At 56.1% G+C, this 24,006-nt stretch carries 23 protein-coding genes; 15 read left to right on the forward strand and 8 right to left on the reverse strand.

Translation table 11 applies throughout. The features are described from left to right. Positions 1–268, reverse strand: a 268-nt coding sequence (locus tag AQS70_RS13970; RefSeq protein WP_277620593.1) for a solute carrier family 23 protein, incomplete at its 3' end; no start/stop codon positions are given. A 4-nt stretch (positions 269–272) separates the two neighbouring features. Next, positions 273–908 (reverse strand): uracil phosphoribosyltransferase, encoded by a 636-nt coding sequence (upp, locus tag AQS70_RS13975; protein ID WP_055103362.1) that lies wholly within the window; start codon positions 906–908, stop codon positions 273–275. A gap of 166 nt (positions 909–1,074) precedes the next feature. Here upp and AQS70_RS13980 point away from each other — a divergent pair, with 166 nt between their 5' ends. Together AQS70_RS13980 and AQS70_RS13985 are read left to right on the forward strand one after the other, a co-directional pair. After that, positions 1,075–1,632 carry a hypoxanthine-guanine phosphoribosyltransferase gene (locus AQS70_RS13980; protein ID WP_055103363.1) on the forward strand — a complete coding sequence of 186 codons (558 nt, stop codon included), beginning with the start codon at positions 1,075–1,077 and terminating at the stop codon, positions 1,630–1,632. Positions 1,633–1,720: 88 nt separating this feature from the next. Then, positions 1,721–2,662 carry an AEC family transporter gene (locus AQS70_RS13985; protein WP_055103364.1) on the forward strand — a complete coding sequence of 314 codons (942 nt, stop codon included), beginning with the start codon at positions 1,721–1,723 and terminating at the stop codon, positions 2,660–2,662. Between the two features lie 41 nt (positions 2,663–2,703). On the opposite strand, the gene AQS70_RS13990 is transcribed toward AQS70_RS13985, so the two are convergent. The 5 genes from AQS70_RS13990 to gatC all read right to left on the reverse strand — a co-directional run bounded on the left by AQS70_RS13990 (position 2,704) and on the right by gatC (position 7,521). Then, complete coding sequence (locus tag AQS70_RS13990) at positions 2,704–3,741, reverse strand: calcium/sodium antiporter (protein ID WP_055103465.1); 1,038 nt, start codon at positions 3,739–3,741, stop codon at positions 2,704–2,706. A gap of 51 nt (positions 3,742–3,792) precedes the next feature. Beyond that, the gene (locus tag AQS70_RS13995; RefSeq protein WP_055103365.1) at positions 3,793–4,164 is read right to left on the reverse strand and encodes a septal ring lytic transglycosylase RlpA family protein; all 372 of its coding nucleotides are present in this window, start codon (positions 4,162–4,164) and stop codon (positions 3,793–3,795) included. A gap of 146 nt (positions 4,165–4,310) precedes the next feature. Next, positions 4,311–5,756, reverse strand: a complete 1,446-nt coding sequence (gene gatB, locus AQS70_RS14000) for an Asp-tRNA(Asn)/Glu-tRNA(Gln) amidotransferase subunit GatB (protein ID WP_055103366.1) — start codon at positions 5,754–5,756, stop codon at positions 4,311–4,313. Positions 5,757–5,766: 10 nt separating this feature from the next. Next, positions 5,767–7,218 carry an Asp-tRNA(Asn)/Glu-tRNA(Gln) amidotransferase subunit GatA gene (gene gatA / locus AQS70_RS14005; protein ID WP_055103367.1) on the reverse strand — a complete coding sequence of 484 codons (1,452 nt, stop codon included), beginning with the start codon at positions 7,216–7,218 and terminating at the stop codon, positions 5,767–5,769. A gap of 15 nt (positions 7,219–7,233) precedes the next feature. Next, positions 7,234–7,521, reverse strand: coding sequence for an Asp-tRNA(Asn)/Glu-tRNA(Gln) amidotransferase subunit GatC (gatC, locus tag AQS70_RS14010; RefSeq protein WP_055103368.1), 288 nt, complete (start codon positions 7,519–7,521; stop codon positions 7,234–7,236). A 210-nt stretch (positions 7,522–7,731) separates the two neighbouring features. On the opposite strand from gatC, the gene mreB reads away from it, so the two are divergent. The 8 genes from mreB to tldD all read left to right on the forward strand — a co-directional run bounded on the left by mreB (position 7,732) and on the right by tldD (position 18,934). Then, a complete protein-coding gene (mreB, locus tag AQS70_RS14015; RefSeq protein WP_002555108.1) occupies positions 7,732–8,769 on the forward strand; it encodes a rod shape-determining protein MreB in 1,038 nt (345 codons plus the stop codon). 172 nt (positions 8,770–8,941) lie between these two features. Then, positions 8,942–9,973: a rod shape-determining protein MreC gene (gene mreC / locus AQS70_RS14020; RefSeq protein ID WP_055103369.1), complete on the forward strand. Its 1,032-nt coding sequence runs from the start codon at positions 8,942–8,944 to the stop codon at positions 9,971–9,973. Further along, positions 9,973–10,461, forward strand: coding sequence for a rod shape-determining protein MreD (gene mreD, locus AQS70_RS14025; protein ID WP_055103370.1), 489 nt, complete (start codon positions 9,973–9,975; stop codon positions 10,459–10,461). Before mreC ends, mreD begins: the two co-directional genes overlap by 1 nt. Positions 10,462–10,513: 52 nt before the next feature. Continuing rightward, the gene (locus AQS70_RS14030; RefSeq protein WP_055103371.1) at positions 10,514–11,122 is read left to right on the forward strand and encodes a Maf family protein; all 609 of its coding nucleotides are present in this window, start codon (positions 10,514–10,516) and stop codon (positions 11,120–11,122) included. A 53-nt stretch (positions 11,123–11,175) separates the two neighbouring features. Then, the gene (rng, locus tag AQS70_RS14035) at positions 11,176–12,633 is read left to right on the forward strand and encodes a ribonuclease G (RefSeq protein ID WP_055103372.1); all 1,458 of its coding nucleotides are present in this window, start codon (positions 11,176–11,178) and stop codon (positions 12,631–12,633) included. A gap of 76 nt (positions 12,634–12,709) precedes the next feature. Next, the gene (locus AQS70_RS14040) at positions 12,710–16,513 is read left to right on the forward strand and encodes a YhdP family protein (RefSeq protein ID WP_055103373.1); all 3,804 of its coding nucleotides are present in this window, start codon (positions 12,710–12,712) and stop codon (positions 16,511–16,513) included. A gap of 68 nt (positions 16,514–16,581) precedes the next feature. After that, positions 16,582–17,430: a carbon-nitrogen hydrolase family protein gene (locus AQS70_RS14045; RefSeq protein ID WP_055103374.1), complete on the forward strand. Its 849-nt coding sequence runs from the start codon at positions 16,582–16,584 to the stop codon at positions 17,428–17,430. Positions 17,431–17,491: 61 nt separating this feature from the next. Continuing rightward, the gene (tldD, locus tag AQS70_RS14050) at positions 17,492–18,934 is read left to right on the forward strand and encodes a metalloprotease TldD (RefSeq protein WP_055103375.1); all 1,443 of its coding nucleotides are present in this window, start codon (positions 17,492–17,494) and stop codon (positions 18,932–18,934) included. 44 nt (positions 18,935–18,978) lie between these two features. Here tldD and yjgA read toward each other — a convergent pair whose 3' ends face one another. Further along, on the reverse strand, positions 18,979–19,500 hold the full coding sequence (yjgA, locus tag AQS70_RS14055) for a ribosome biogenesis factor YjgA (RefSeq protein WP_055103376.1): 522 nt from the start codon (positions 19,498–19,500) through the stop codon (positions 18,979–18,981). Between the two features lie 107 nt (positions 19,501–19,607). Between yjgA and pmbA the strand changes: the two genes are divergently transcribed. The 5 genes from pmbA (at position 19,608) to AQS70_RS14080 (ending at position 23,998) form a co-directional block, all read left to right on the forward strand. Next, complete coding sequence (pmbA, locus tag AQS70_RS14060) at positions 19,608–20,954, forward strand: metalloprotease PmbA (RefSeq protein ID WP_055103377.1); 1,347 nt, start codon at positions 19,608–19,610, stop codon at positions 20,952–20,954. A gap of 199 nt (positions 20,955–21,153) precedes the next feature. Next, positions 21,154–21,549, forward strand: a complete 396-nt coding sequence (locus tag AQS70_RS14065) for a hypothetical protein (RefSeq protein ID WP_055103378.1) — start codon at positions 21,154–21,156, stop codon at positions 21,547–21,549. After that, positions 21,542–22,918 carry a class II fumarate hydratase gene (locus tag AQS70_RS14070; RefSeq protein ID WP_055103379.1) on the forward strand — a complete coding sequence of 459 codons (1,377 nt, stop codon included), beginning with the start codon at positions 21,542–21,544 and terminating at the stop codon, positions 22,916–22,918. The genes AQS70_RS14065 and AQS70_RS14070 overlap by 8 nt, the downstream gene beginning before the upstream one ends. A gap of 17 nt (positions 22,919–22,935) precedes the next feature. Then, positions 22,936–23,385, forward strand: a complete 450-nt coding sequence (locus AQS70_RS14075) for a hypothetical protein (protein ID WP_055103380.1) — start codon at positions 22,936–22,938, stop codon at positions 23,383–23,385. A gap of 1 nt (position 23,386) precedes the next feature. Then, positions 23,387–23,998: a superoxide dismutase gene (locus tag AQS70_RS14080; protein ID WP_055103381.1), complete on the forward strand. Its 612-nt coding sequence runs from the start codon at positions 23,387–23,389 to the stop codon at positions 23,996–23,998. The last annotated feature ends 8 nt before the right edge of the window (positions 23,999–24,006 follow it).

Here is a 24,006-nt window from a genome sequence, read left to right on the forward strand (position 1 = left end):
CGCCGTCCATGGTCGCTTCCAGACCGAATTGCGCTTTGGCGGGAAGGATGGGGGTAATGAACGCGAAACGCGACGCCAGAAAGACCGGCACCTGACGGCGGGTGACTATCTGGAACAGCAGAGTCCCGAGACCCGCCGTGAACAGCGCAACGTTAGGGTCCAGGCCAGTGATTAAAGGCATCAAGACCAACGCGCCGAAAGCCACGAACAGCATCTGCGCGCCAGAGATGATCTGGCGCCAGAGCGGGTCGTTGAACTCGTCCTGCATGTTATTAATCCTTTTGCTTGGTGCCGAAGATCTTGTCGCCAGCATCGCCCAAGCCCGGAATGATGTAGCCGTGTTCGTCCAGACGGTTGTCAATGGACGCTGTATAGATAGTCACGTCCGGGTGAGCAGCCTCTACGGCGGCAATCCCTTCTGGGGCAGCGACCAGCACCATGGCGCGAATCTCTTTGCAGCCGGCTTTTTTCAGCAGGTCGATGGTTGCAACCATCGACGAGCCAGTGGCCAGCATCGGGTCGATGATCATTGCCAGACGCTCGTCGATTTCTGGAACCAGTTTTTCCAGATAAGTGTGTGCCTGTAAGGTTTCTTCGTTACGGGCAACACCGACGGCACTGACTTTGGCACCGGGGATCAAGCTCAGCACGCCTTCAAGCATGCCGATACCCGCGCGCAAGATCGGCACGACAGTGATTTTCTTACCGGCAATTTTTTCAACTTGGACAGGGCCGCTCCAGCCTGAAATCTCGTAGGTTTCGAGGGTCAGATCGCTGGTGGCTTCATAGGTCAGCAAGGCGCCGACTTCTTGGGCGAGCTCACGGAAGTTCTTCGTGCTAATGTCTGCACGGCGCATCAGGCCGAGCTTGTGACGGATCAGCGGATGGCGGATTTCACGGATGGGCATAAGTAATGGCTCCGGTAGGGCAGGCAAAAAAAGCGGCCTAGATTAATCTAATCCGGGGTGATGTCCTACAAACATTACTGCACGTTAGTCCATAAATGCTTGATCTGAGCCATGCGGGTGCGTACCTTTGCCCGTTTTTCTGGCACACCACCCCCTGGAGAGCGTCATGTCTGCTGATCTCGAGCATATCCGTCAAGTCATGCGAGAGGCTGACTGCCTGTACACCGAAGCTGAGGTTGAGGCCGCTATTGCCCGTCTCGGCGCGCAGATCACAGCCGAAATGGCCGAGACTAATCCAGTGGTTTTTTGTGTGATGAACGGCGGCCTTATTTTTGCTGGCAAGTTGCTCACTCACCTCAAATTCCCGCTTGAGTCTTCTTATCTGCACGCCACTCGCTACCGCAACCAAACCAGCGGTGGTGATCTATTCTGGAAAGCTAAGCCAGAAGTGTCCTTTATGGACCGTCACGTGCTGATTATTGATGACATTCTTGATGAAGGTCACACCCTGAGCGCGATCGTTGATTTCTGTAAACACGCAGGCGCCCGTCAAGTGCACACTGCTGTGTTGATCGACAAAGATCACGACCGCAAGGCGAGCGCAGACTTGAAAGCTGACTACGCGGGTCTGCCATGCGTTGACCGTTACGTGTTTGGTTATGGTATGGATTACAAAGGCTACTGGCGTAATGCTGCCGGAATTTATGCCGTTAAAGGTTTGTAAGCAAAGGTGAAGAAGCTTCCTGTAGGGGAAGCTTCAGCCAACGTCTGGCACATGGATTGACTTAACGACCTCACACGAGCGTGTTTTCATGCTGGCTATCTTCTTACAAACACTCTCGATCACCGCCCCGGTGTTTGCCATGCTTTTTATGGGCATTGTGCTCAAGCGTGTGGGTTGGATTAACGACAACTTTATCCATACAGCGTCGGCGCTGGTGTTTAACGTCACCATGCCGGCGTTGTTGTTTTTGGGGATTGTTCACGCTGATCTCAGGGCCGCGATGCAGCCTAAGGTGCTGGGCTATTTCACCTTAGCGACTCTCGTCAGCTTTGCGATGGCGTGGGGCTGGGCGATCTGGCGTTGCCCGCGTGAAGACCGCGGGATCTACACTCAAGGTGCTTTTCGCGGCAACAATGGGGTCATCGGGCTGGCGCTGGCGGCCAGCATGTACGGTGATTACGGGATCTCGCTGGGAGCGGTCCTCGCGGGGTTGGTGATCTTGTTGTACAACACGCTGTCGACGATTGTGCTGGCGGTTTATAGCCCGGTAATCAAGTCCGATCCGTGGAGTATCTGCAAAAGCGTGTTCAAAAACCCGCTGATTATCAGCGTGCTGTCGGCGATCCCGTTTGCAGTGTTCAAAATAGGTTTGCCCGACTGGCTGCAAGCGTCGGGTGAGTACCTAGCGTCTATGACCTTGCCTCTGGCTCTGATTTGCATTGGTGGCACATTGTCACTGGCGTCTTTACGTAAAAGCGGCAGCCTAGCTTTGAGTGCGAGTCTGGTCAAAATGGTTAGCCTGCCGTTTGTGACAACGCTGGGGGCGTGGCTCCTTGGGTTTCGCGGGCCTGAACTGGGGACGTTGTTTCTGTACTTCGCCAGCCCGACGGCGGCGGCCAGTTATGTCATGGTCCGTGCGGCCAACGGCAACCACGAACTGGCTGCGTCGATAATCGTCATCACAACCTTGATGGCGGCGATCACCACCAATATCGGGATCTTTGTGTTGCAGTGGGGCGGTTGGATCTAAACCTAGAGGTATAGATCATGGCTTGCTCTACAAAAGCCCCTTCAGTGTCGCCGCCAGGCGCGCAGCGTACTTAACAGCAGATACACCAACAATGCGGGCAATACGTAAAACAGCATCAGGTGTTCAAGCTTGCTCGTTAATGGCATGCCCATGGTAAACGACACCACGTGCAGCGCGTACGCGAGGTACAGCCCCAGAAACAGCAAGCCTTCGGCGCGTGTGACGCGGTAGCCGGTGTAGAAGACCGGTAGGCACAATGCTGCGACCCCAAGCATCACTGGTAAGTCGAAGTCTAAGGCATTGGGTGATACCGAGAGCGGTTCAGGCGCTATCAACGCGGTGAAACCGAGTACGCCGAGCAGGTTCAGCACATTGCTACCGATGACGTTGCCGACGGCGATTTCCCGTTGCCCGCGAAAGGCTGCAATCAGTGACGTGGCTAATTCGGGCAACGAGGCGCTGACGGCAATAATGGTCAAGCCAATGATGCGTTCGGACAAACCCAGCTCAGTCGCCACGGCGACGGCGGCACCTAGCAGTAGATGCCCGGCAATACTTAGCAATATCAGAGCAAGGAGCATCATCAGAATATTGATCGGCCACGAGGTCGGTGGCTGATCTTGGCTGGTGTGATGATGCCCGCTGTTGCGCGATTGGCGCAGCAATAAGCCCAGATAAACCCCTAAACCGATTAACAGGATGGCGCCATCTAAACGATTAAGTTGATTGTTCAGGGCCAAGGCGAACACCAGCGCGCTGGCGATGATCATCAAGGGAATATCCAGCCGCACCACTTGGCGTGATACGCGCAGGGGAATAATCAGCGCCGAGAGGCCGAGGGTGACCAGGACGTTGAAGATGTTGCTGCCGATGACGCTGCCGACAGCAATGTCGGGTGTGTCATTGAACGCGGCTTGCAGGCTGATCGTGATTTGCGGAGCGCTGCTGCCGAAAGCGACCACGGTTAAGCCAACGAGCAGCGGGCGAACCTTCAAATTGGCGGCCATGCGCACAGCGCAATGCACCAGCAGTTCGGCGCCAGCAATCAACATGGCGAGACCGCAGAACAATTGCAGCAGGTCCCACGGTGATAACGCGCTTAAACCCAAAATGGTGATTGTCTCCGTTAATTAGTCACTCAAGCCTTGCACCCGGACTTTGGCCGTACCGTCATTGAGCATACCCAACTGCTTGGCGGCCTGACGCGAAAGATCTATCAGGCGGCCACGGGTGTGCGGGCCGCGATCATTGATGCGAACCACCACAGAGGTGTTGTTGCTGAGGTTGGTCACCAAGACCCGAGAGCCGAACGTAAGGCTGCGATGGGCGGCGGTGAGGGCGTTTTGGTTAAACGGTTCGCCGCTGGCAGTGCGTTTGCCGTGGTGGCGAGCGCCGTAATAAGAGGCAACGCCGGTTTTATCATAGCCGCGAGGGTCTATGTCATGGCTGGCGCAGCCAGCGAGCAAGCTGAGCAGGGCGCAGGCGCCGAGTAGCTGCTTCATGAAGGGAATCCTTTGTGTGCCCAAGCACCTGTAGGAGCGCAGGAGTTGGTAGATGAATCACCCTGTAGGAGCAGCCGCAGGCTGCGATCTTTTGCTTTGAAGATCAACAGATCGCGAGCAAGTCCGCTCCTACAGGAGTGTGCGATTTAGCCTTCGAGTTTGCTTTTTAGCAGCTCGTTGACTTGTTGCGGGTTGGCCTTGCCTTTAGACGCTTTCATGGCTTGGCCGACGAAGAAGCCAAACATTTTGCCGCGTTTGGCTTCGTCCGCCGCACGGTACTGTTCCACTTGCTCGGCGTTGGCCGCCAGCATTTCATCCAGCACCTTTTCAATGGCGCCGCTGTCGGTCACTTGTTTAAGGCCTTGCTTGTCGATGACTTCGTCAGCAGTGCCTTCACCTTTGGCCATCGCTTCAAACACAACCTTGGCGATTTTGCCGGAGATGGTGTTGTCTTTGATGCGCAGCAACATGCCGCCCAGCAACTCAGCGCTGACTGGCGACTGGTCGATGTCCAAGCCAAGTTTGTTGAGCAGGCTGCCCAATTCAACCATGACCCAGTTGGCCGCCAGTTTAGCGTCGCCACTGATGCTTACGACTTGCTCGAAGTAATCCGCTTGTTCACGGCTCGAAGCCAGCACGCTGGCGTCATAGGCCGAGAGGCCAAACTGCGACTGGAAGCGCTCGCGCTTTTGCGGTGGCAGTTCGGGCAGGGTGGCGCGTACGTCCGAGATAAACGAGTCTTCGATGACCACAGGCAGCAGGTCTGGATCGGGGAAGTAACGGTAGTCGTTGGCTTCCTCTTTGCTACGCATGGCGCGCGTTTCGTCTTTATTCGGGTCGTACAGGCGCGTTTGCTGGATAACCTTGCCGCCATCTTCGATCAGCTCGATCTGACGTTGCACTTCGCTGTTGATTGCCTTCTCGATGAAGCGGAACGAGTTAACGTTCTTGATTTCGCAGCGGGTGCCAAACTCGGCCTGACCAACTGGGCGGACCGAGACGTTGCAGTCGCAACGCAGCGAGCCTTCAGCCATGTTGCCGTCGCAGATGCCGAGGTAGCGCACCAGTGCGTGCATGGCCTTAACGTAAGCAACCGCTTCTTTTGCGCTGCGCATGTCAGGCTCGGAAACGATTTCAAGCAGCGGCGTACCTGCACGGTTCAAGTCGATCCCGGTAGAGCCGCTGAAGTCTTCGTGCAGGCTTTTGCCCGCATCTTCTTCCAAATGCGCGCGGGTAATGCCCACGCGCTTGACGGTGCCGTCTTCCAGAGTGATGTCTAAATGGCCTTTACCGACAATCGGTAGCTCCATCTGGCTGATCTGGTAGCCCTTGGGCAGGTCTGGATAGAAGTAGTTTTTGCGCGCAAATACGTTGTGCTGACCGATTTGGGCATCAACCGCAATGCCAAACATCACGGCCATGCGCACAGCTTCTTGGTTGAGTACCGGCAATACGCCCGGCATGCCCAGATCAACCAAGCTGGCTTGGGTGTTCGGTTCGGCGCCAAACGTGGTGGCGCTGCCCGAGAAAATCTTCGATTGGGTGGCGAGCTGGGAGTGAATTTCCAGCCCGATCACAACTTCCCATTGCATAAATTTATCCTCAGAAGCCGGCAGGTGTGCGCGTGTGCCAATCAGTGTTCAACTGATACTGATGAGCGACATTGAGCAAGCGGCCTTCCTGGAAGTAAGGCGCCAGCAACTGCACGCCGACTGGCAAGCCATCGACAAAACCGGCTGGCATCGACAGGCCCGGCAGGCCCGCGAGGTTGGCGGTAATGGTGTACACGTCTTCCAGATAGGCAGAAACCGGGTCGCTGTTTTTAGCGCCGATTTTCCAGGCTGGGTTAGGCGTGGTTGGGCCGAGGATGATGTCGACTTCGTTGAATGCCGCCACAAAGTCGTTTTTGATCAGACGACGGATTTTTTGCGCTTGCAGGTAGTAAGCGTCGTAGTAGCCCGCCGACAGCGCGTAAGCACCGACCAGAATCCGGCGTTGGACTTCCGGGCCGAAGCCTTCAGCACGCGAGCGCTTGTACAGGTCGGTCAAGTCTTTCGGGTTTTCACAGCGATGGCCGAAGCGTACGCCGTCAAAACGCGACAGGTTGGAGGATGCTTCAGCTGGCGCGATCACGTAGTACGCAGGAATCGCGTGCTGCATGTTCGGCAGGCTGATGGTCTTGATCACTGCACCGAGCTTTTCTAGCTCTTTAATGCTGTTGTGCACTAACTCGGCAATACGTGGGTCAAGGCCCTCGCTGAAGAACTCGGCAGGTACGCCGATACGCAAGCCCTTGAGCGAGGTATTGAGGTTGGCGCTGAAGTCCGGCACCGGTTCGTCAATGCTGGTGGAGTCTTTAGAATCGAAGCCAGCCATGCCTTGTAACAATATTGCGCAGTCTTCAGCCGTGCGTGCCAGTGGGCCGCCTTGGTCGAGACTGGAGGCGTAAGCAATCATGCCCCAGCGCGAAACGCGGCCATAGGTGGGCTTTAAGCCGGTGAGATTGGTCAACGCGGCTGGCTGACGGATCGAACCGCCGGTATCGGTGCCGGTTGCAGCGGGTAACAGACGGGCGGCAACCGCCGCAGCCGAACCGCCCGACGAACCGCCGGGTACGTGCTCAAGGTTCCACGGGTTTTTGACCGCGCCGTAGTAGCTCGACTCGTTGGCCGAGCCCATCGCGAACTCGTCTAGGTTGGTTTTACCTAGGCTGACGGCGCCGGCTTCGGCAAGCTTGGCAACTACGGTGGCGTCGTACGGTGCCTTGAAGTTGTCGAGCATTTTCGAGCCACAGCTGGTGCGAACGCCCAAGGTGCAGAACAGGTCTTTGTGAGCGATCGGAGCGCCCAGCAAAGCACCGGTTTCACCATTGGCGCGACGTGCGTCAGCTGCCTTGGCCTGCTCTAGAGCAAGGTCTTCAGTGAGGGTGATGAAGCTGTTGAGCTGAGGATCGAGCTGGGCGATACGCGCCAGCAAGGTCTTGGTCAGCTCTTCAGAGGAGAATTTTTTATCGGCGAGTCCGCGGGCGATCTCGGCCAGAGTCAATTGATGCATGCAGGCTCTTTCCCTTTACTCGATGACTTTCGGAACCAGATAGAGGCCGTTTTCGACCGCGGGTGCGATGGACTGGTAAGCCTCGCGATGATTGCTCTCAGTTACGATGTCGGCCCGCAGGCGCTGGCTGGCTTCTAGTGGGTGGGCCAGCGGCTCAATACCGGTGGTATCGACAGCCTGCATCTGATCAATCAAGCCCAAAATGCTATTAAGGGCTTCGGTGGTGCGTGGGAGATCGGCATCATTGAGACCCAGACGGGCCAAATGTGCGATTTTTTCCACGTCGGAGCGTTCAAGCGCCATGGGATTCTCCAGTGGAAAACAGGACGGAAGGTATCCGTGTGTTAGATTGTCGGAACACTACCGCATTTCTACGGTCATATGGCCGCGATTGTGGGGGTTGGTGCACGGAAAAGCGGTCAATTTAACATATTGGCGCCTTGCCCAAAATCCCTGTCGTTGTTAGAGTTTGCCGCACTTTTTTACCCACGCGTTGCCTAGGGTCCCTTTCCCATGTTCAAGAAACTGCGTGGCATGTTTTCCAGCGATCTTTCCATCGACCTGGGCACTGCCAACACCCTTATTTACGTGCGTGAGCGCGGTATTGTCCTGAATGAGCCATCGGTTGTGGCTATTCGGACACACGGTAACCAGAAAAGTGTCGTTGCCGTCGGCACCGAGGCCAAGCGAATGCTGGGCCGTACACCTGGCAACATTGCTGCCATTCGTCCGATGAAGGATGGCGTAATTGCCGACTTCAGCGTTTGCGAAAAGATGCTCCAGTACTTCATTAATAAAGTGCATGAAAACAGCTTTTTGCAGCCGAGCCCTCGGGTTTTGATTTGCGTACCGTGCAAATCGACTCAGGTAGAGCGTCGTGCCATTCGTGAATCGGCACTCGGTGCCGGTGCCCGTGAAGTATTCCTGATCGAAGAACCCATGGCTGCTGCCATCGGTGCTGGCTTGCCGGTTGAAGAAGCGCGCGGTTCGATGGTCGTTGATATCGGTGGTGGTACCACTGAAATCGCACTGATCTCCCTCAACGGTGTGGTTTACGCTGAATCCGTACGTGTTGGCGGCGACCGCTTCGACGAAGCAATCATCACTTATGTGCGCCGTAACTACGGCAGCCTGATCGGTGAGTCGACGGCTGAGCGTATCAAGCAGGAAATCGGCACGGCCTATCCGGGCGGTGAAGTGCGTGAAGTTGACGTACGTGGCCGTAACCTAGCGGAAGGTGTTCCACGTGCGTTCACGCTTAATTCCAACGAAGTGCTGGAAGCTCTGCAAGAGTCGCTGGCAACCATCGTTCAGGCAGTAAAAAGCGCGCTGGAGCAGTCTCCGCCAGAGCTGGCTTCGGACATCGCCGAGCGTGGTCTGGTCCTGACAGGCGGTGGCGCCTTGCTGCGTGATCTCGACAAACTGCTGGCCCAAGAAACGGGTCTGCCAGTGATCGTTGCCGAAGACCCGCTGACGTGCGTTGCTCGTGGTGGTGGCCGTGCGCTGGAAATGATGGATAAACACACAATGGACCTGCTCTCCAGCGAATAAACTCGTCGGTGCAGGCTATGGTTATCACCAAAAGGTAGCACTTTGCAGTGCTGCCTTTTGGCGTTCATCTTCTGCCAATCTTCATTCAGGCCGCTTTAACGCCGTATGACTATATTGAACACTTGCCCAAGAGGAGCGGCTTATTAAACCGCTCTTTTCTAAAGGCCCCTCATTGGGCGTGCGCTTATTAGTGCTGGTCGTGCTATCGGTCGCGCTGATGGTGGTGGATGCCCGCTTCACGTTGCTCAAGCCAGTGCGCAGCCAAATGTCGCTGGTGCTGATGCAAACCTATTGGGTGACCGATTTGCCGCAGCGCCTAATTCAGGGGGTTGCCAGCCAATTTGGTAGTCGCACTGAACTGGTGGCTGAAAACGAGAAGCTCAAAACTGAAAACCTTTTGCTTCAAGGCCGCATGCAAAAGCTGGCCGCCTTGACCGAGCAGAACGTTCGCTTGCGCGAGTTGTTGAACTCATCGGCGCTGGTCAACGAAAAGGTTGAAGTGGCGGAGTTGATCGGCATGGATCCGAATCCGTTTACTCATCGCATCATCATTAACAAAGGTGAGCGCGATGGGGTGGTGTTGGGGCAACCGGTGCTTGATGCCCGCGGCTTGATGGGGCAAGTGGTTGAGCTGATGCCAAACACTTCGCGCGTACTGTTGCTCACCGACACCACTCACAGTATTCCGGTACAGGTCAATCGCAACGGTCTGCGCGCTATTGCCAGTGGCACGGGTAACCCCGAGCGCCTTGAGCTGCGCCATGTGGCTGATACGGCGGACATCAAAGTCGGCGACCTGTTGGTCAGCTCGGGCCTCGGTCAGCGATTCCCGGCCGGCTACCCAGTGGCGACAGTCACAGAAGTGATCCACGACTCAGGCCAGCCATTCGCCATTGTGCGAGCGGCCCCGACTGCGGCCTTGAATCGCAGTCGTTATTTGCTATTGGTGTTCAGCGACAGCCGAACTCCAGAAGAGCGCGTCAATGATGCGGCTCAAGGCCAAGAGGCTGAGCAAAAGAGCGAATCCGCGCCGACGTCACCCGCGACCGAGCCTAAACCTGCATCGACTGTCCCGGCTGAAACTACCGCGCCTGCGGCGGCACCAGCACCGGTGGTGGCTGACCCCAAGACCGTGAAAAAACCTGTCCCTGCCGCAGCTAAGCCGCCGACCGCTGCGCCGGCCACTACTCGGGAGAGCCAATAATGGCGGGCACTCATTCGCGAAATGGCTGGATTGTCTGGCTGACGTTTGCCATTGGCCTGTTACTCAGCGTTTCTCCATTGCCTCAGTTCATGGAAGTCTTCCGTCCGCTATGGTTGGCTTTGTTGCTGGCGTTTTGGGCATTGGTCTTGCCGCACAAGGTGGGCATGGTCACCGCATGGTGCCTGGGGCTGATGGAAGACGTGTTGTACGGTACGTTGCTGGGTCAGAATGCTCTGATTCTGACGCTTACCACCTTTTTGGTATTGTCGCTGGCACAACGTCTGCGCACATTTCCGATGTGGCAACAGAGCATGGTGATCCTAGTCATCTTCGGTTTGGCTCAGTTGGTTCAGCTCTGGCTGAGTGCGTTGACCGGCAATCGTCAGCCGACCTTGGCGCTGGTATTGCCAGCGCTGGTCAGTGCATTGCTCTGGCCATGGGTCAGCTACGGACTTCGCGGCTTGCTTCGACGTTTCAACATCAATTAATGGGATCGCGAGCCATTTCCTGGTTTGTGCACTTCGACAGGGAGATGTCTTGATGACTCCGCTTTTTCTGGCTTCTGGTTCACCGCGCCGACGCGAGTTACTGACTCAAATCGGCGTGCCGTTCCGTGTCGTCAGCGCTTCCATCGACGAAACGCCCCTCCCTGACGAACACCCTGCAGCCTATGTCGAGCGCTTAGCGCGAGAAAAAGCCCTGGCTGGACGTGAGCAACTGCGCGCATCAACGGCGAACGCAGCGGGCTGTGTGATGGGGGCCGACACTGCCGTGGTTCTGGATGACCAGATTCTCGGCAAACCAGTCGACGAGGCCGACGCCTTGTCTATGCTCATGGCGTTATCGGGGCGTGAGCATGAAGTGTTGACGGCCATTGCCATCATTGAGGCCGAGCGTTGCGAAACCCGTGTGGTACGCAGCCGGGTTAGTTTCAGAACGATCAGCCAACAAGAAGCCGCGCACTATTGGGCCAGTGGCGAGCCTCAAGACAAAGCCGGTGGTTACGCGATTCAAGGGTTAGCCGCAGTATTTGTGGCGGGTCTTAATGGCAGCTATTCCGGTGTCGTGGGCTTGCCTGTGTGCGAAACCGCAGAACTGCTTGGGCAATTCGGCATACCCTGTTGGCAAACCTTATCGAGCGCTGAATAACGCGCCTTACATAACTTGGCACTAATGTTATGACGCCTGAACGAGAGCCAGCCATGAGTGAAGAGATTCTGATCAACATCACGCCGATGGAATCGCGCGTGGCAGTGGTAGAAAACGGTGTTCTGCAAGAGGTGCATGTTGAACGTACCCAGCGCCGTGGCATTGTTGGCAACATTTACAAGGGCAAAGTGGTCAGGGTGTTGCCTGGCATGCAGGCCGCCTTTGTCGACATTGGGCTGGACCGTGCAGCCTTTATTCATGCATCCGAAATTTCTTTGCGCGAAGGCCAAGCCGTTGAGAGCATCAGTGCGCTGGTGCACGAAGGGCAAAGCTTGGTGGTGCAAGTCACCAAAGACCCGATTGCCTCAAAAGGCGCTCGCCTGACAACACAGCTGTCGATTCCTTCGCGCTACTTGGTGTATATGCCACGTACAGCGCATGTCGGCATTTCGCTGAAAATTGAAGACGAAGCTGAGCGTGACCGCCTAAAGCAGGTGGTCACTGATTGCGTGGCTCAAGAAGGCATTAAGGAAGCGGGCGGTTTTATTCTGCGCACGGCCGCCGAGGGTGCGGGTGCGGATGAGATCCTGATGGATATTCGCTATCTGCGTCGGCTGTGGGACCAAATTGGCATACAGATAAAAACGGCGGGTGCGCCAAGCGTTATTTATGAGGACTTGGGCTTAGCGTTGCGAACGTTGCGCGACTTGGTAAGCCCAAAGATCGAAAAAATTCGCATCGACTCGCGAGAAACCTTCCAGAAAACCACTCAGTTTGTGGCTGAACTGATGCCCGAAATCGCCGATCGCCTTGAGCATTACCCCGGCGAGCGGCCGATTTTTGACCTGTATGGCGTAGAAGACGAAATTCAGAAGGCGTTAGACCGCAAGGTGCCGCTCAAATCTGGCGGTTATCTGGTGGTCGACCCGGCGGAAGCCATGACCACCATTGATGTGAACACTGGTGCGTTCGTCGGCCATCGCAACCTTGAAGAAACCATTTTCAAGACCAACCTAGAAGCGGCGACGGCCATTGCTCGGCAACTGCGCCTGCGCAATTTGGGCGGGATCATCATCATTGACTTCATCGACATGGAAGATGAAGAGCATCAGCGCCAAGTGTTACGCACGCTCGAGAAACAACTGGAGCGCGATCATGCCAAGACCAACATAATCGGTATTACCGAGTTGGGATTGGTACAAATGACCCGCAAGCGCACTCGCGAAAGCCTTGAGCAAGTACTGTGCGAGCCCTGCGTGTGCTGTCAGGGCCGTGGCAAATTAAAAACCCCAGAAACCATTTGCTACGAAATCTTCCGTGAAATTCTCCGCGAGGCCCGCGCTTATCAGGCGGTTGGCTATCGTGTATTAGCCAACCAGCGTGTTGTGGACCGTCTGTTAGACGAAGAATCTGGCAATGTCGCGGAGTTGGAAGGCTTCATCGGGCGTACTATCCGTTTTCAAGTAGAAACTCAGTACTCTCAGGAACAATACGACGTGGTACTGCTCTGAAGTATCTGAGCACTTATACGCATGACAGGGGAGTTGATCGCAGCTCCCTCGACCATCACTGAAGGGGCCACCTGACATGGAGCGTCTGACACGCTTTTTTGCCGCGCTGACCCGCTGGGGATTAGGTCTGTGCGCATTGGTTCTTGTACTCACGGCGCTTTATGTCAGCCTGGGTCGTGAATTGACACCACTGATTGCCGAATACCGTGCAGAGGTTCAGACCAAAGCACGTGAAGCGTTGGGCATGCCGTTGACCATTGGTAGCCTCGAAGGCAGTTGGAAAGCAATGGGCCCGGTGCTTAATGCCCACGACGTCATGGTCGGAGAGGGCAACAACGCCTTGCGTCTGGACAACGTGCAAGTGGTGCCTGATGTCTGGGGCAGCCTGCTGCATCGCGAGGTGCGACTCGCCCGAGTACAGCTGGACGGCCTGCAACTGAGCTTGCGTCAGGATCAGAGCGGGCATTGGTCGTTTGAAGGGCTACCCGTGCAAGACGATCAGCCTTTGGACCCCGAGCAATTGCTCAATCAACTGCAACGGGTGGCGCGGGTTTCGATACTCGACAGCCAAGTGACTCTCGAGCCCTTTGAGCAAGCACCGTTGACCCTCACCTATGTTGGGCTGACGCTGGATGTGGGTGCTTCTGACCAACGCCTTGATGCGCGCTTGACGCTCCCCGATGGTCAGCCCATGGCGCTTAGCCTCAAGACGCAAATCCAAGCCAGCCGCTGGCGCGAGGGCGCGGCCCAAGCCTATCTGAGCGTGCCTCAAAGTGACTGGGCAAAATGGCTACCGGTCAGCCTGATTCAACCGTGGAAAGTCTCTGAATTAAAAGCTGGCGGTGAGTTCTGGTTTAACTGGGGCAACGGCACGGTGCAGAGCGCGGTTGCACGCTTGAATGCACCTAAGCTGAGCGGTGCCTATGCGGATCGCAAGCCCGAGAGTCTCGACAACTTGGCCCTGCATGCTTGGTTAGAGCATGACAAACAGGGTTTGAAGGTCGTTCTCGATTCATTGGCGATGAATATTGGTGAAAAGCGCTGGGAATCGCGGATGCAGTTGCAACAGTTTGCTGCGAGTGACAATGAGCTGGAGCGTTGGCACCTTCAAGCCGATCACTTGGATCTGACGCCGCTCACGGCGTTAATGGATTCGCTGGCGCCCGTGCCAGAAGCCGTTGCCAAAGTCATTGATGAACTGAACGTCACCGGAACATTGCGCAATGTATTGGCCGACTACCGGCCAGAGGCTACAGACGATGAAAAACTTAGCTTTGCCGCCAACTTGCAGCAAGTGGGCTTCAATGCCACCCACGGGGCACCGGCTGCGCGCAACGTCAGTGGGTTAATCAGCGGCGATTTGGGCAAAGGTGAGCTGCGTCTCGACAGCAAAGACTTTGTGCTCCACCTTGACCCGATTTTCGACAAGCCTTGGCAGTACCTACAAGCCAATGCTTTGCTCAAATGGACGCTGGATAAAAACAGCTTCACCTTGGTAGCCCCTTACATCAAAGTGCTGGGCGAAGAGGGCAAGATCGCGGCTGACTTTTTGATCCGCATCCATATGGATCACTCCGAAGAAGACTACATGGACCTGCGAGTCGGTCTGACCGATGGCGATGGTCGATTCACCTCCAAGTACCTGCCAGAAGTGTTGAGCCCATCGCTGTCCGAATGGTTAAACACGGCGATTATCAAGGGCTCGGTTGAAGAGGGGTTCTTTCAGTATCAGGGCTCGCTCAGCCACGACGCTGTGGATGCGGCGCGCAGTGTCAGCTTGTTTTTCAAGGTTCACGGCGTCGAGTTGGCATTTCAGCCCGGTTGGCCGCATGTTCGAGACGTGTCCGGTGACGTCTTTATTGAAGACAGCGGTGTTCGGATCATGGCCAGCAAAGGTAAGTTACTCGATACCCAGGTACGTAATGTCGCGGTCAATATTCCTCACGTAAACCCCAGCAAAGTCACCCATCTGTTTTTGGACGGTGACTTCGACGGTAAATTGGCTGATGGCCTGAGGATTCTTCAAGAAGCGCCGCTTGGCACCGAATCGACCTTTGCCGGATGGCAAGGCGAGGGCTCGCTCAAGGGGCGGGTGGATCTGGATATTCCGCTGGAAGAAGGCCATGAACCCAAGATTGTGGTGGATTTCAACACCGACAAAGCCCGTCTAAAAATCAGTGACCCAGAGCTTGAACTGACCCAGCTCAAAGGTGACTTTCGCTTTGACAGCGCCAAAGGGTTGAGCGGCAAAAATATCAGTGGGCGGGCATTCGATCAGCCGATCAAGGCGCAAATTTATGCTGAGGGTAAGTCTGGCAAGCTGACGACCCGCGTGGTGGCAAGCGGTCAGGTCGGGGTTAAAAAACTGACTGACTGGCTCAATTTTAATCAGCCGATACCCGTGTCCGGCATGCTGCCTTATCAGTTGCAACTGACCTTGGATGATGCCGATAGCCAGTTGCGCGTCAGCTCCAGCCTCAAAGGAGCCACTATCGACTTACCGGCTCCGTTTGGCCTGGGCGCCGGTGAAACGCGCGACACGATCTTTCGCATGACCCTGCAAGGCGCCGAACGCCGCTATTGGTTTGACTATGGCAATTTGGCGAACCTGACCTTTGCAGCGCCCAACGGTAAGTTTGAAGACGGGCGTGGCGAGTTATTTTTAGGCTATGGCGCCCCGGTGCTGCCGGCGACCAAAGGCTTGCGCATTCGCGGTGTGCTGTCAGAGCTGGACGTTGCTCCTTGGCAAGCATTGGTTGAGCGCTATGCGGGTAAGGATCCGGGTGGCAATGCCAAACAACTGCTCAGCAGCGCCGACTTTAAGATCAATAAGCTCATTGCCCTCGGCACTCAGCTTGATCAGGTGCGCCTGCAATTGCAGCGCGGTGCAGCGGCCTGGAACTTACAGATCACCAGTCAACAGGCGACAGGCGCTGTGACGTTACCGGATGCCAAAAACGCACCGATCAAAGTGACGATGCAAACCATTCGCCTACCGGCCCCCGATCCCAAGTCGGTCACGGACCTCAATGCGCCGGACCCACTGGCCTCGGTCGATCCACGGCAGATTCCAGCGCTGGACATCATGATCCGCCAGCTCTATCAGGGCGCGGATCTGTTAGGGGCTTGGTCGCTCAACATCAGGCCGACCACGCGCGGGGTTAATCTCAATAACTTGAGCTTGGGCCTAAAAGGTTTGTTGCTTGAAGGTTCGGGCGGGTGGGAAGGGCGCGCCGGTGCCAGCAATAGTTGGTACAAAGGCCGGATTGGCGGTGGCGATCTGGCTGGCGTGCTAAAGGCTTGGGGGTTTGCGCCGAGTGTGACCAGTGAAAAATTCAAAGTTGAGATTGACGGCCGCTGGCCGGGTTCACCGGCTTGGATCGGCCTTAACCGCTTCTCCGGAACCCTCGACGCGACATTGAATAAAGGTCGGTTTGTTGAAGTCGATGGCAGCACACAGGTTGTACGCATTTTTGGTCTGTTGAATTTCAACGCTATTGGTCGGCGTCTGCGTCTGGATTTCTCAGACCTGTTCGGTAAAGGTTTGAGCTACGACCGGGTCAAGGGCTTCCTGGTTGCCGACAATGGGGTGTATCGCACTACCTCGCCGATTCTCATGACTGGGCCGTCGACTAACTTGGAACTCAATGGCACCTTGAATATGGTGTCTGATCAAGTTGACGCCAAAATGTTGGTGACGCTGCCTGTGACCAATAACTTACCGTTGGCGGCTTTGCTGGTCGGCGGGCCAGCGGCAGGCGGCGCCATGTTCCTGCTCAATAAATTGATCGGTGATAAGGTGTCGCGTTTTGCCAGTGTGCAATACAGCATTCAAGGCCCTTGGAACGACCCGAAAATCACCTTTGATAAGCCGTTTTAGAACACGAGGTGTAGCATGACCGTTGCGACAGCCCAAGGTTTTGGTCAAATGTCTAACTGGAGTGCCTGATGTCGTTTGCAGTGATTCAAATGGTCAGCCAGAGCGACGTGCTGGCTAACCTGGCTCAGGCCCGGCGACTGCTCGAAGACGCGGCAGAGCGTGGCGCACAGCTTGCGGTCTTGCCTGAAAATTTTGCGGCCATGGGCCGACGCGATATCGCACAAGTGGGTCGTGCCGAGGCATTGGGTGAGGGGCCAATCCTGCCATGGTTGAAACAGGCCGCTCGCGACCTCAAGTTATGGATAGTGGCTGGAACATTACCGCTGCCGCCTGCCGGCCAGCCTGACGCCAAGGTGAATGCCTGTTCTTTATTGATCAACGCCGACGGCGAGCAGGTCGCACGCTACGACAAGCTGCATTTGTTTGATGTGGATGTGTCTGACACCCGTGGGCGTTACCGTGAGTCAGATGACTACGCGCCAGGTGAGCGGGTGGTGGTGGCCGATACGCCGGTTGGCAAGTTGGGTCTGAGCGTGTGCTATGACCTGCGTTTTCCGGAGTTGTACAGTGAGTTGCGGGCTGCTGGGGCTGAGTTAATCACCGCGCCTTCGGCGTTTACCGCGGTCACCGGCGCCGCGCACTGGGACATTTTGATTCGCGCACGTGCCATTGAAACCCAGTGTTACGTACTGGCTGCAGCACAAGGAGGCGTTCATCCAGGGCCGCGTGAAACCTATGGGCATGCGGCAATTATCGACCCGTGGGGCCGAGTGTTGGCAGAGCAGGTGCAAGGCGAGGCTGTGTTGCTGGCCGAGCGCGATGTTAATGAACAAGCCGCCATCAGGGCGAGCATGCCGGTCGTGAATCATCGGCGGTTTTTTTCGCAGGGCGCGCAGCGATTTGCAACGCAGGACTAATTTTCAGGTCCGTGGATTCAGCCTTTAAAGGGGCTGAAGCAGGGGCCAAGACGGAGTGAATATGAGCGAGTTGTTGACCTCAGTCAGCGAACACCTGTTGGCACCCGGCGGTGTCACCATCGAGAGCCTACAAGACGTATTGGGTGACTTGGCCGGGCCGGGCATTGATGCTGCCGATTTGTACTTTCAAGGCCAGATTTCAGAGTCATGGGCACTTGAAGACGGCATCGTCAAAGAGGGCAGCTTCAATCTCGATCAGGGGGTTGGTGTGCGTGCCCAGTCAGGCGAAAAAACCGGTTTTGCCTACAGTAACGCCATCACTTTGGAAGCTTTGGGGCTTGCGGCGCGAGCGGCTCGTTCTATCTCGCGGGCCGGGCAAAACGGCACCGTGCAAGCGTTCACCACACAAGATGTCGCTCAACTGTACGGCCCGGAAAACCCGCTGGAAGTGATCAGCCGGGCTGAGAAAGTCGAGTTACTCAAGCGTATTGATGCGGCTACCCGTGCGCTCGATCCACGTATTCAACAAGTGACCGTGAGTATGGCTGGGGTGTGGGAGCGCGTTCTTGTGGCCTCCACCGACGGCGGGCTGGCAGCTGACGTGCGACCACTGGTGCGTTTTAACGTTAGCGTCATCGTTGAGCAAAATGGTCGTCGCGAGCGTGGAGGTCATGGCGGTGGTGGGCGTACGGACTACCGTTATTTCCTGGCCGATGACCGCGCCATGGGCTATGCCCGTGAGGCGTTGCGCCAAGCGTTGGTCAACTTGGAGGCCGTGCCGGCGCCTGCGGGCACAATGCCGGTAGTTCTAGGTTCGGGCTGGTCCGGCGTGTTGCTCCATGAGGCGGTTGGGCATGGTCTGGAAGGTGACTTCAACCGTAAGGGCAGTTCGGCCTACAGCGGTCGCATGGGTGAAAAAGTTGCGTCCTCACTGTGCACCATCGTTGACGATGGCACCTTGGCCGGTCGTCGTGGTTCGCTAAGCGTGGATGACGAAGGAACCCCGACCGAGTGCACTACGCTGATTGAAAATGGCGTGCTCAAAGGCTACATGCAAGACAAGCTCAATGCTCGCCTGATGGGCGTTGCGCGCACGGGTAACGGCCGTCGCGAATCTTATGCTCACCTGCCTATGCCGCGCATGACCAACACTTACATGCTGGGCGGTGAAAGTGATCCGGCTGAAATCATTGCGTCGGTGAAAAAAGGCATTTATTGCGCCAACTTGGGCGGTGGTCAGGTTGATATCACCAGCGGCAAGTTTGTGTTCTCCACGAGCGAGGCTTACCTGATCGAAGACGGCAAAATCACTCGTCCAGTCAAAGGCGCGACCCTGATTGGCAACGGGCCGGAAGCGATGAGCAAGGTGTCGATGGTGGGTAACGACCTGTCACTGGACAGCGGCGTCGGAACCTGTGGCAAAGATGGGCAGTCGGTGCCGGTGGGCGTTGGCCAGCCAACCCTGAAGATTGATGCAATCACGGTAGGCGGAACGGGCGGCTAAAGAGGGCTGGGCGGGTTGCATAGCAACCCACCCCTGTACGAGATTTAACGCAAGCCGCGTTGAGTCTCGTCCAAACCTCGGATGTACTTGAACAGTTTGCGGCTGGAAGCCGGCGCTTTGTTGTGAGCCAATTCGTGTTTGGCCTGACGGATGATCGAACGCATTTGCTGGCGATCAGCCTCAGGGAACTCGGCAACAAACTTTTCCAGTACTTCATCGTCGCCTTCGAGGAGGCGATCACGCCAGCGCTCCAAGTTATGGAAACGCTCGTTGTATTGGCGAGAAGAGGCATCGACTTGATCAATCAAAGCAAGAATTTCGTCAAGCGGTTGATCGCGCATCAATTTGCCGATGAACATCAAATGGCGCTTACGCGCAATATGAGCCGTGTGTTTTGGAGCATCAGCCAGAGCCTTTCGCATTGCGTCAGTCAATGGCATTTTGTTGAGCAAATCAGGCTTGAGCGTTGTAAGGCGCTCGCCCAGATCAACCAGAGCATGCAGCTCTTTCTTGACCTGTGTTTTGCTTTTTTCGCCGTCGAAGGCGTCGTCGTAAGAATCAACCATGGTGGCAGTCCGCAAAGAAACGCCGCCATGATAACCAGTCGGGGGCCGCTTGTCCGGCCTGGTCGCTCGGCGGCCCTACCGAAAACAGAATTTGAGTGGAGAAAACCATGAGTGCAGTACAAAGCGTCGGCCCGCAGGCCCTGCCGGCACTGCAAGAGCAGGTCGAGCACATCATCGCCGAAGCCAAGCGCCAAGGCGCTAGCGCCTGCGAAGTCGCCGTCTCGTTGGAGCAGGGCCTATCGACCTCTGTACGTCAGCGCGAAGTTGAAACAGTTGAGTTCAATCGCGATCAGGGTTTTGGTATCACGCTCTATGTGGGGCAGCGCAAAGGTTCGGCCAGCACCTCAGCCAGCGGCCCGGATGCAATCCGCGAAACCGTCGCCGCAGCCTTGGCGATTGCCAAGCACACGTCCGAAGACGAAAGCTCAGGCTTGGCTGATGCCAGCCTCATGGCCCGTGATCTAAAAGACTTTGATGTGTACCACGCGTGGGACATCACTCCGGAGCAAGCCATCGAAAAAGCCTTGGCCTGTGAGGTCGCTGCTTTTGAGGCTGACAGCCGCATCAAAAACGCCGATGGCACCACGCTCAGCACTCATCAGGGGTGCCGCGTTTACGGCAACAGCAACGGCTTTATCGGCGGTTCGGCGTCTACCCGTCACAGCCTCAGTTGCGTAATGATCGCCGAAGGCGATGGCCAAATGCAGCGCGACTACTGGTATGACGTTAATTGTCAGGGCGAGTTGCTGATGGACGCCGCCAGCATTGGTAAGCGCGCCGCAGAACGCGCGGCTCGCCGTCTGGGTTCGCGCCCGGTGCCGACTTGCGAAGTGCCGGTATTGTTCTCGGCTGAACTGGCCGGTGGTTTGTTCGGCAGCTTTTTAGGCGCGATATCGGGCGGTAACCTATACCGCAAATCGTCGTTCTTGCTGGATGCCTTGGGCCAGCAGATCTTCCCTGAGTGGCTGACCTTGGACGAGCGTCCGCATCTAGTTCGTGCGATGGGCAGTTCTTCATTCGATAACGACGGTCTGGCCACATACGCTAAACCCTTTATCAAAGATGGCGAGTTGGTGTCCTACATCCTCAGCACCTACTCGGGTCGCAAACTGGGCCTGCCAAGCACCGCTAACGCGGGCGGCGTGCACAATCTGTTCGTAACCCATGGTGATGAAGATCAAGCGGCCTTAATCCGCCGCATGGGCCGTGGCTTATTAGTCACTGAGCTTATGGGCAGCGGCCTGAACATGGTCACCGGCGACTACTCTCGTGGCGCGGCGGGTTTCTGGGTGGAAAACGGTGAGATCCAGTTCCCGGTTCAAGAAGTGACCATTGCTGGCAACATGCGTGACATGTTTAAACAAATCGTTGCCGTGGGTAATGACCTCGAACTGCGCAGTAACATCCGCACCGGCTCGGTGCTAATCGAGCGAATGACGGTCGCGGGCAGCTAAAGCTTTTTAGCGGTATCTGAGGCGCATGATCTGAAAGGGTGATGCGCCTTTTTTGTGCCTGTAAAACGTCATTTTGCGAAGGCAGCGATCTTTTGATCTTCAAAGATCGCTGCCTTCAGCAGATCGTCAGCGATTCACTGCTTGTTTTGATAATCAATATCGCTTAATAATGAATCTCATTATCGAGCGAGCCTAGGTCATGAGTTCAGCCTTGCATGAAGGCCCCTTTCTGGAAAGCTGGCGCTGGATGAGTCGTCAGATCCGTTGCGGGCTAGCGCCAGACGAGCCGCGTCTAATTGAGCATTATTTGGCCGAAGGCCGATATCTGGCGGGTTGTACGCCAACCCCTGCGTGGATAATTTCTGCCACCTCGTTCCGACTGCTGCTGGACACCGCTAGCGACACGGCCCTGCCTTGGCACTGGCGCAATCTGTGTCTTGACCATGCGTGGCGCCCGCTGCGCGATATGGAAACTCAAGCCCTGTGTCAGTGCCGCCTCAAGCGCTGGCAAAGCTTTGCCTGGCAATTGGCGACCTGCGAACTCGAGCCCTCAATTTCTTTAACAGAACTGCTGCAAGGATTTCCTGATGAGTAATACGCGTATCGAACGTGACAGCATGGGTGAATTGCACGTACCTGAAACCGCGTTGTATGGCGCGCAAACTCAGCGTGCGGTGGATAACTTTCCGATCAGTCACCAACGTATGCCCGCGCAATTCATTCGCGCACTGATTCTGGCCAAGGCCGCCGCGGCCAAGGCGAACGTTGAGCTCAAGCAAATTAGCCAAGCGCAGGGCGATGCGATTGTCGAGGCGACGCAAATTTTACTGGCGGGCGACTTTATGGAGCACTTTCCGGTGGATATTTTCCAGACCGGTTCGGGCACCAGCTCCAACATGAACGCCAACGAAGTGATCGCCACCTTGGCCACTCAAGTATTGGGCGAAGCCGTTAACCCCAACGATCATGTCAACTGCGGGCAAAGCAGTAACGACATCATTCCAACCACCATCCATGTCAGCGCCGCTTTGGGCCTGCACGAAGAGTTGTTGCCTGCGCTTGAGCATTTGGTTCAGGTGATTGAGCGCAAAGCCGAGCAGGTGCATGTCTATGTGAAAACCGGTCGTACGCACCTAATGGACGCTATGCCGGTGCGCATGAGTCAGGTGCTCAATGGATGGGCGCAACAGCTCAAGGCCAATATTGAGCATCTGCACACTCTGCAACCGGCCTTGCAATCCTTAGCTCAAGGCGGCACAGCAGTGGGCACGGGGATTAACGCCCACCCGCAGTTTGCCGGGTTGTTCAGTCAACAACTCAGTGAGCTGACCCATGTGCACTTCACGCCGGGCAAAGACCTGTTTGCATTGATCGGCTCGCAAGACACGGCGGTCAGCGTTTCGGGTCAGCTCAAAGCCACAGCGGTGTCGTTGATGAAAATCGCCAATGACCTGCGCTGGATGAACTCCGGCCCGCTTGCAGGTTTGGGTGAGATTGAACTGCAAGGCTTGCAGCCTGGCTCATCAATTATGCCGGGCAAGGTCAACCCAGTGATCCCGGAAGCCACAGCCATGGTCGCGGCTCAGGTTATCGGCAATGACACCGTGATCACCGTCGCCGGTCAATCAGGCAACTTCGAACTGAACGTGATGCTGCCAGTCATTGCACACAACCTGTTAAGCAGTATCGAGCTATTGGCCAATGCCAGCCGCCTGCTGGCAGACAAGGCGATTGCCACCTTCAAGGTTAATGAAGCCAAGCTCAAGGAAGCGTTGGCGCGTAATCCGATTCTGGTGACAGCCCTCAATCCAATCATCGGCTATCAAAAAGCCGCTGAAATTGCCAAGACCGCTTACCAGCAGGGCCGCCCGGTGATTGACGTGGCCCTTGAATACACTGATTTGCCGCGCAGCCAGCTTGAGGTCTTGCTCGACCCCGAGAAACTGACCGCAGGCGGCGTTTAATCGCACGGGAGGTTCACATGGAGCACTGGAAACGCACGATCGAAAGAGCCAACAGCTGTTTCGCTGAAGGCGAGTTGGTCGATGCCCGAGAACATTACTTGCAGGCACTGGCACTGGCGCAAGTGTTGTTTGAGCGCTGGAATAATGCTGACGAAGCAGTGGCGGCCTGTGTTGTCTCCCACCACAACCTTGCAGATCTGCATCTGCGCCTTAATCAGCCCGAGGAGAGCGTTGAGTACCTCTGCGCGATTCATCAGCGGTTGCTGCAAACCATGCAGAACCCGCGTCTGACGCCTGCTTTGCGTGAAGCGGCGCTGCGTCAGAGCAGCAAAACCTACGTTGAGCTTTTGAACTTCATCAGCGAGCACGGTGAATACCCGCGCTCAGACTTATTGCTCAAAAGCACTGTGGCTCAGTCCAGCCACGCGCTTTCAACTGGCAACGGCCACTACTCAGGAGCACATTGATATGACTTACACCCTACCTGCCTTGCCTTATGCCTACGACGCGCTTGAGCCTCACATCGACGCGCAAACCATGGAAATTCACTACACCAAGCACCATCAGACCTACATCAACAACCTTAACGCTGCCGTCGACGGTACGGAGTGGGCGCAATGGCCGGTTGAGAAACTGGTCGCCAGTGTTCATCAACTGCCTGAAAAACTTCGTGCTGTGGTGATCAACCAAGGCGGTGGGCATGCCAATCACTCTCTGTTCTGGGAAGTCATGAGCCCCCAAGGAGGAGGTAAACCTGAAGGCGCACTGGCCAAGGCTATTGAAGAACAGTTGGGTGGTTTAGACACCTTCAAGGAAAACTTTACCAAGGCGGCTCTGACCCGTTTTGGTAGCGGCTGGGCTTGGCTAAGTGTGACCCCGGATAAAAAATTGGTGATCGAAAGCAGCGGTAATCAGGACAGCCCGTTGATGGGCGGCAATACCCCGATTCTCGGTCTGGACGTTTGGGAACACGCCTATTACTTGCGTTATCAGAACCGGCGCCCGGAATACATCAATGCGTTTTACAACGTTATTAATTGGCCTGAAGTTGAACGACGCTATCAAGCGGCGATTGCCTAAGCCGACTG

Source organism: Pseudomonas endophytica (assembly GCF_001411475.1).
GTDB classification, from domain to species: Bacteria; Pseudomonadota; Gammaproteobacteria; order Pseudomonadales; family Pseudomonadaceae; genus Aquipseudomonas; species Aquipseudomonas endophytica.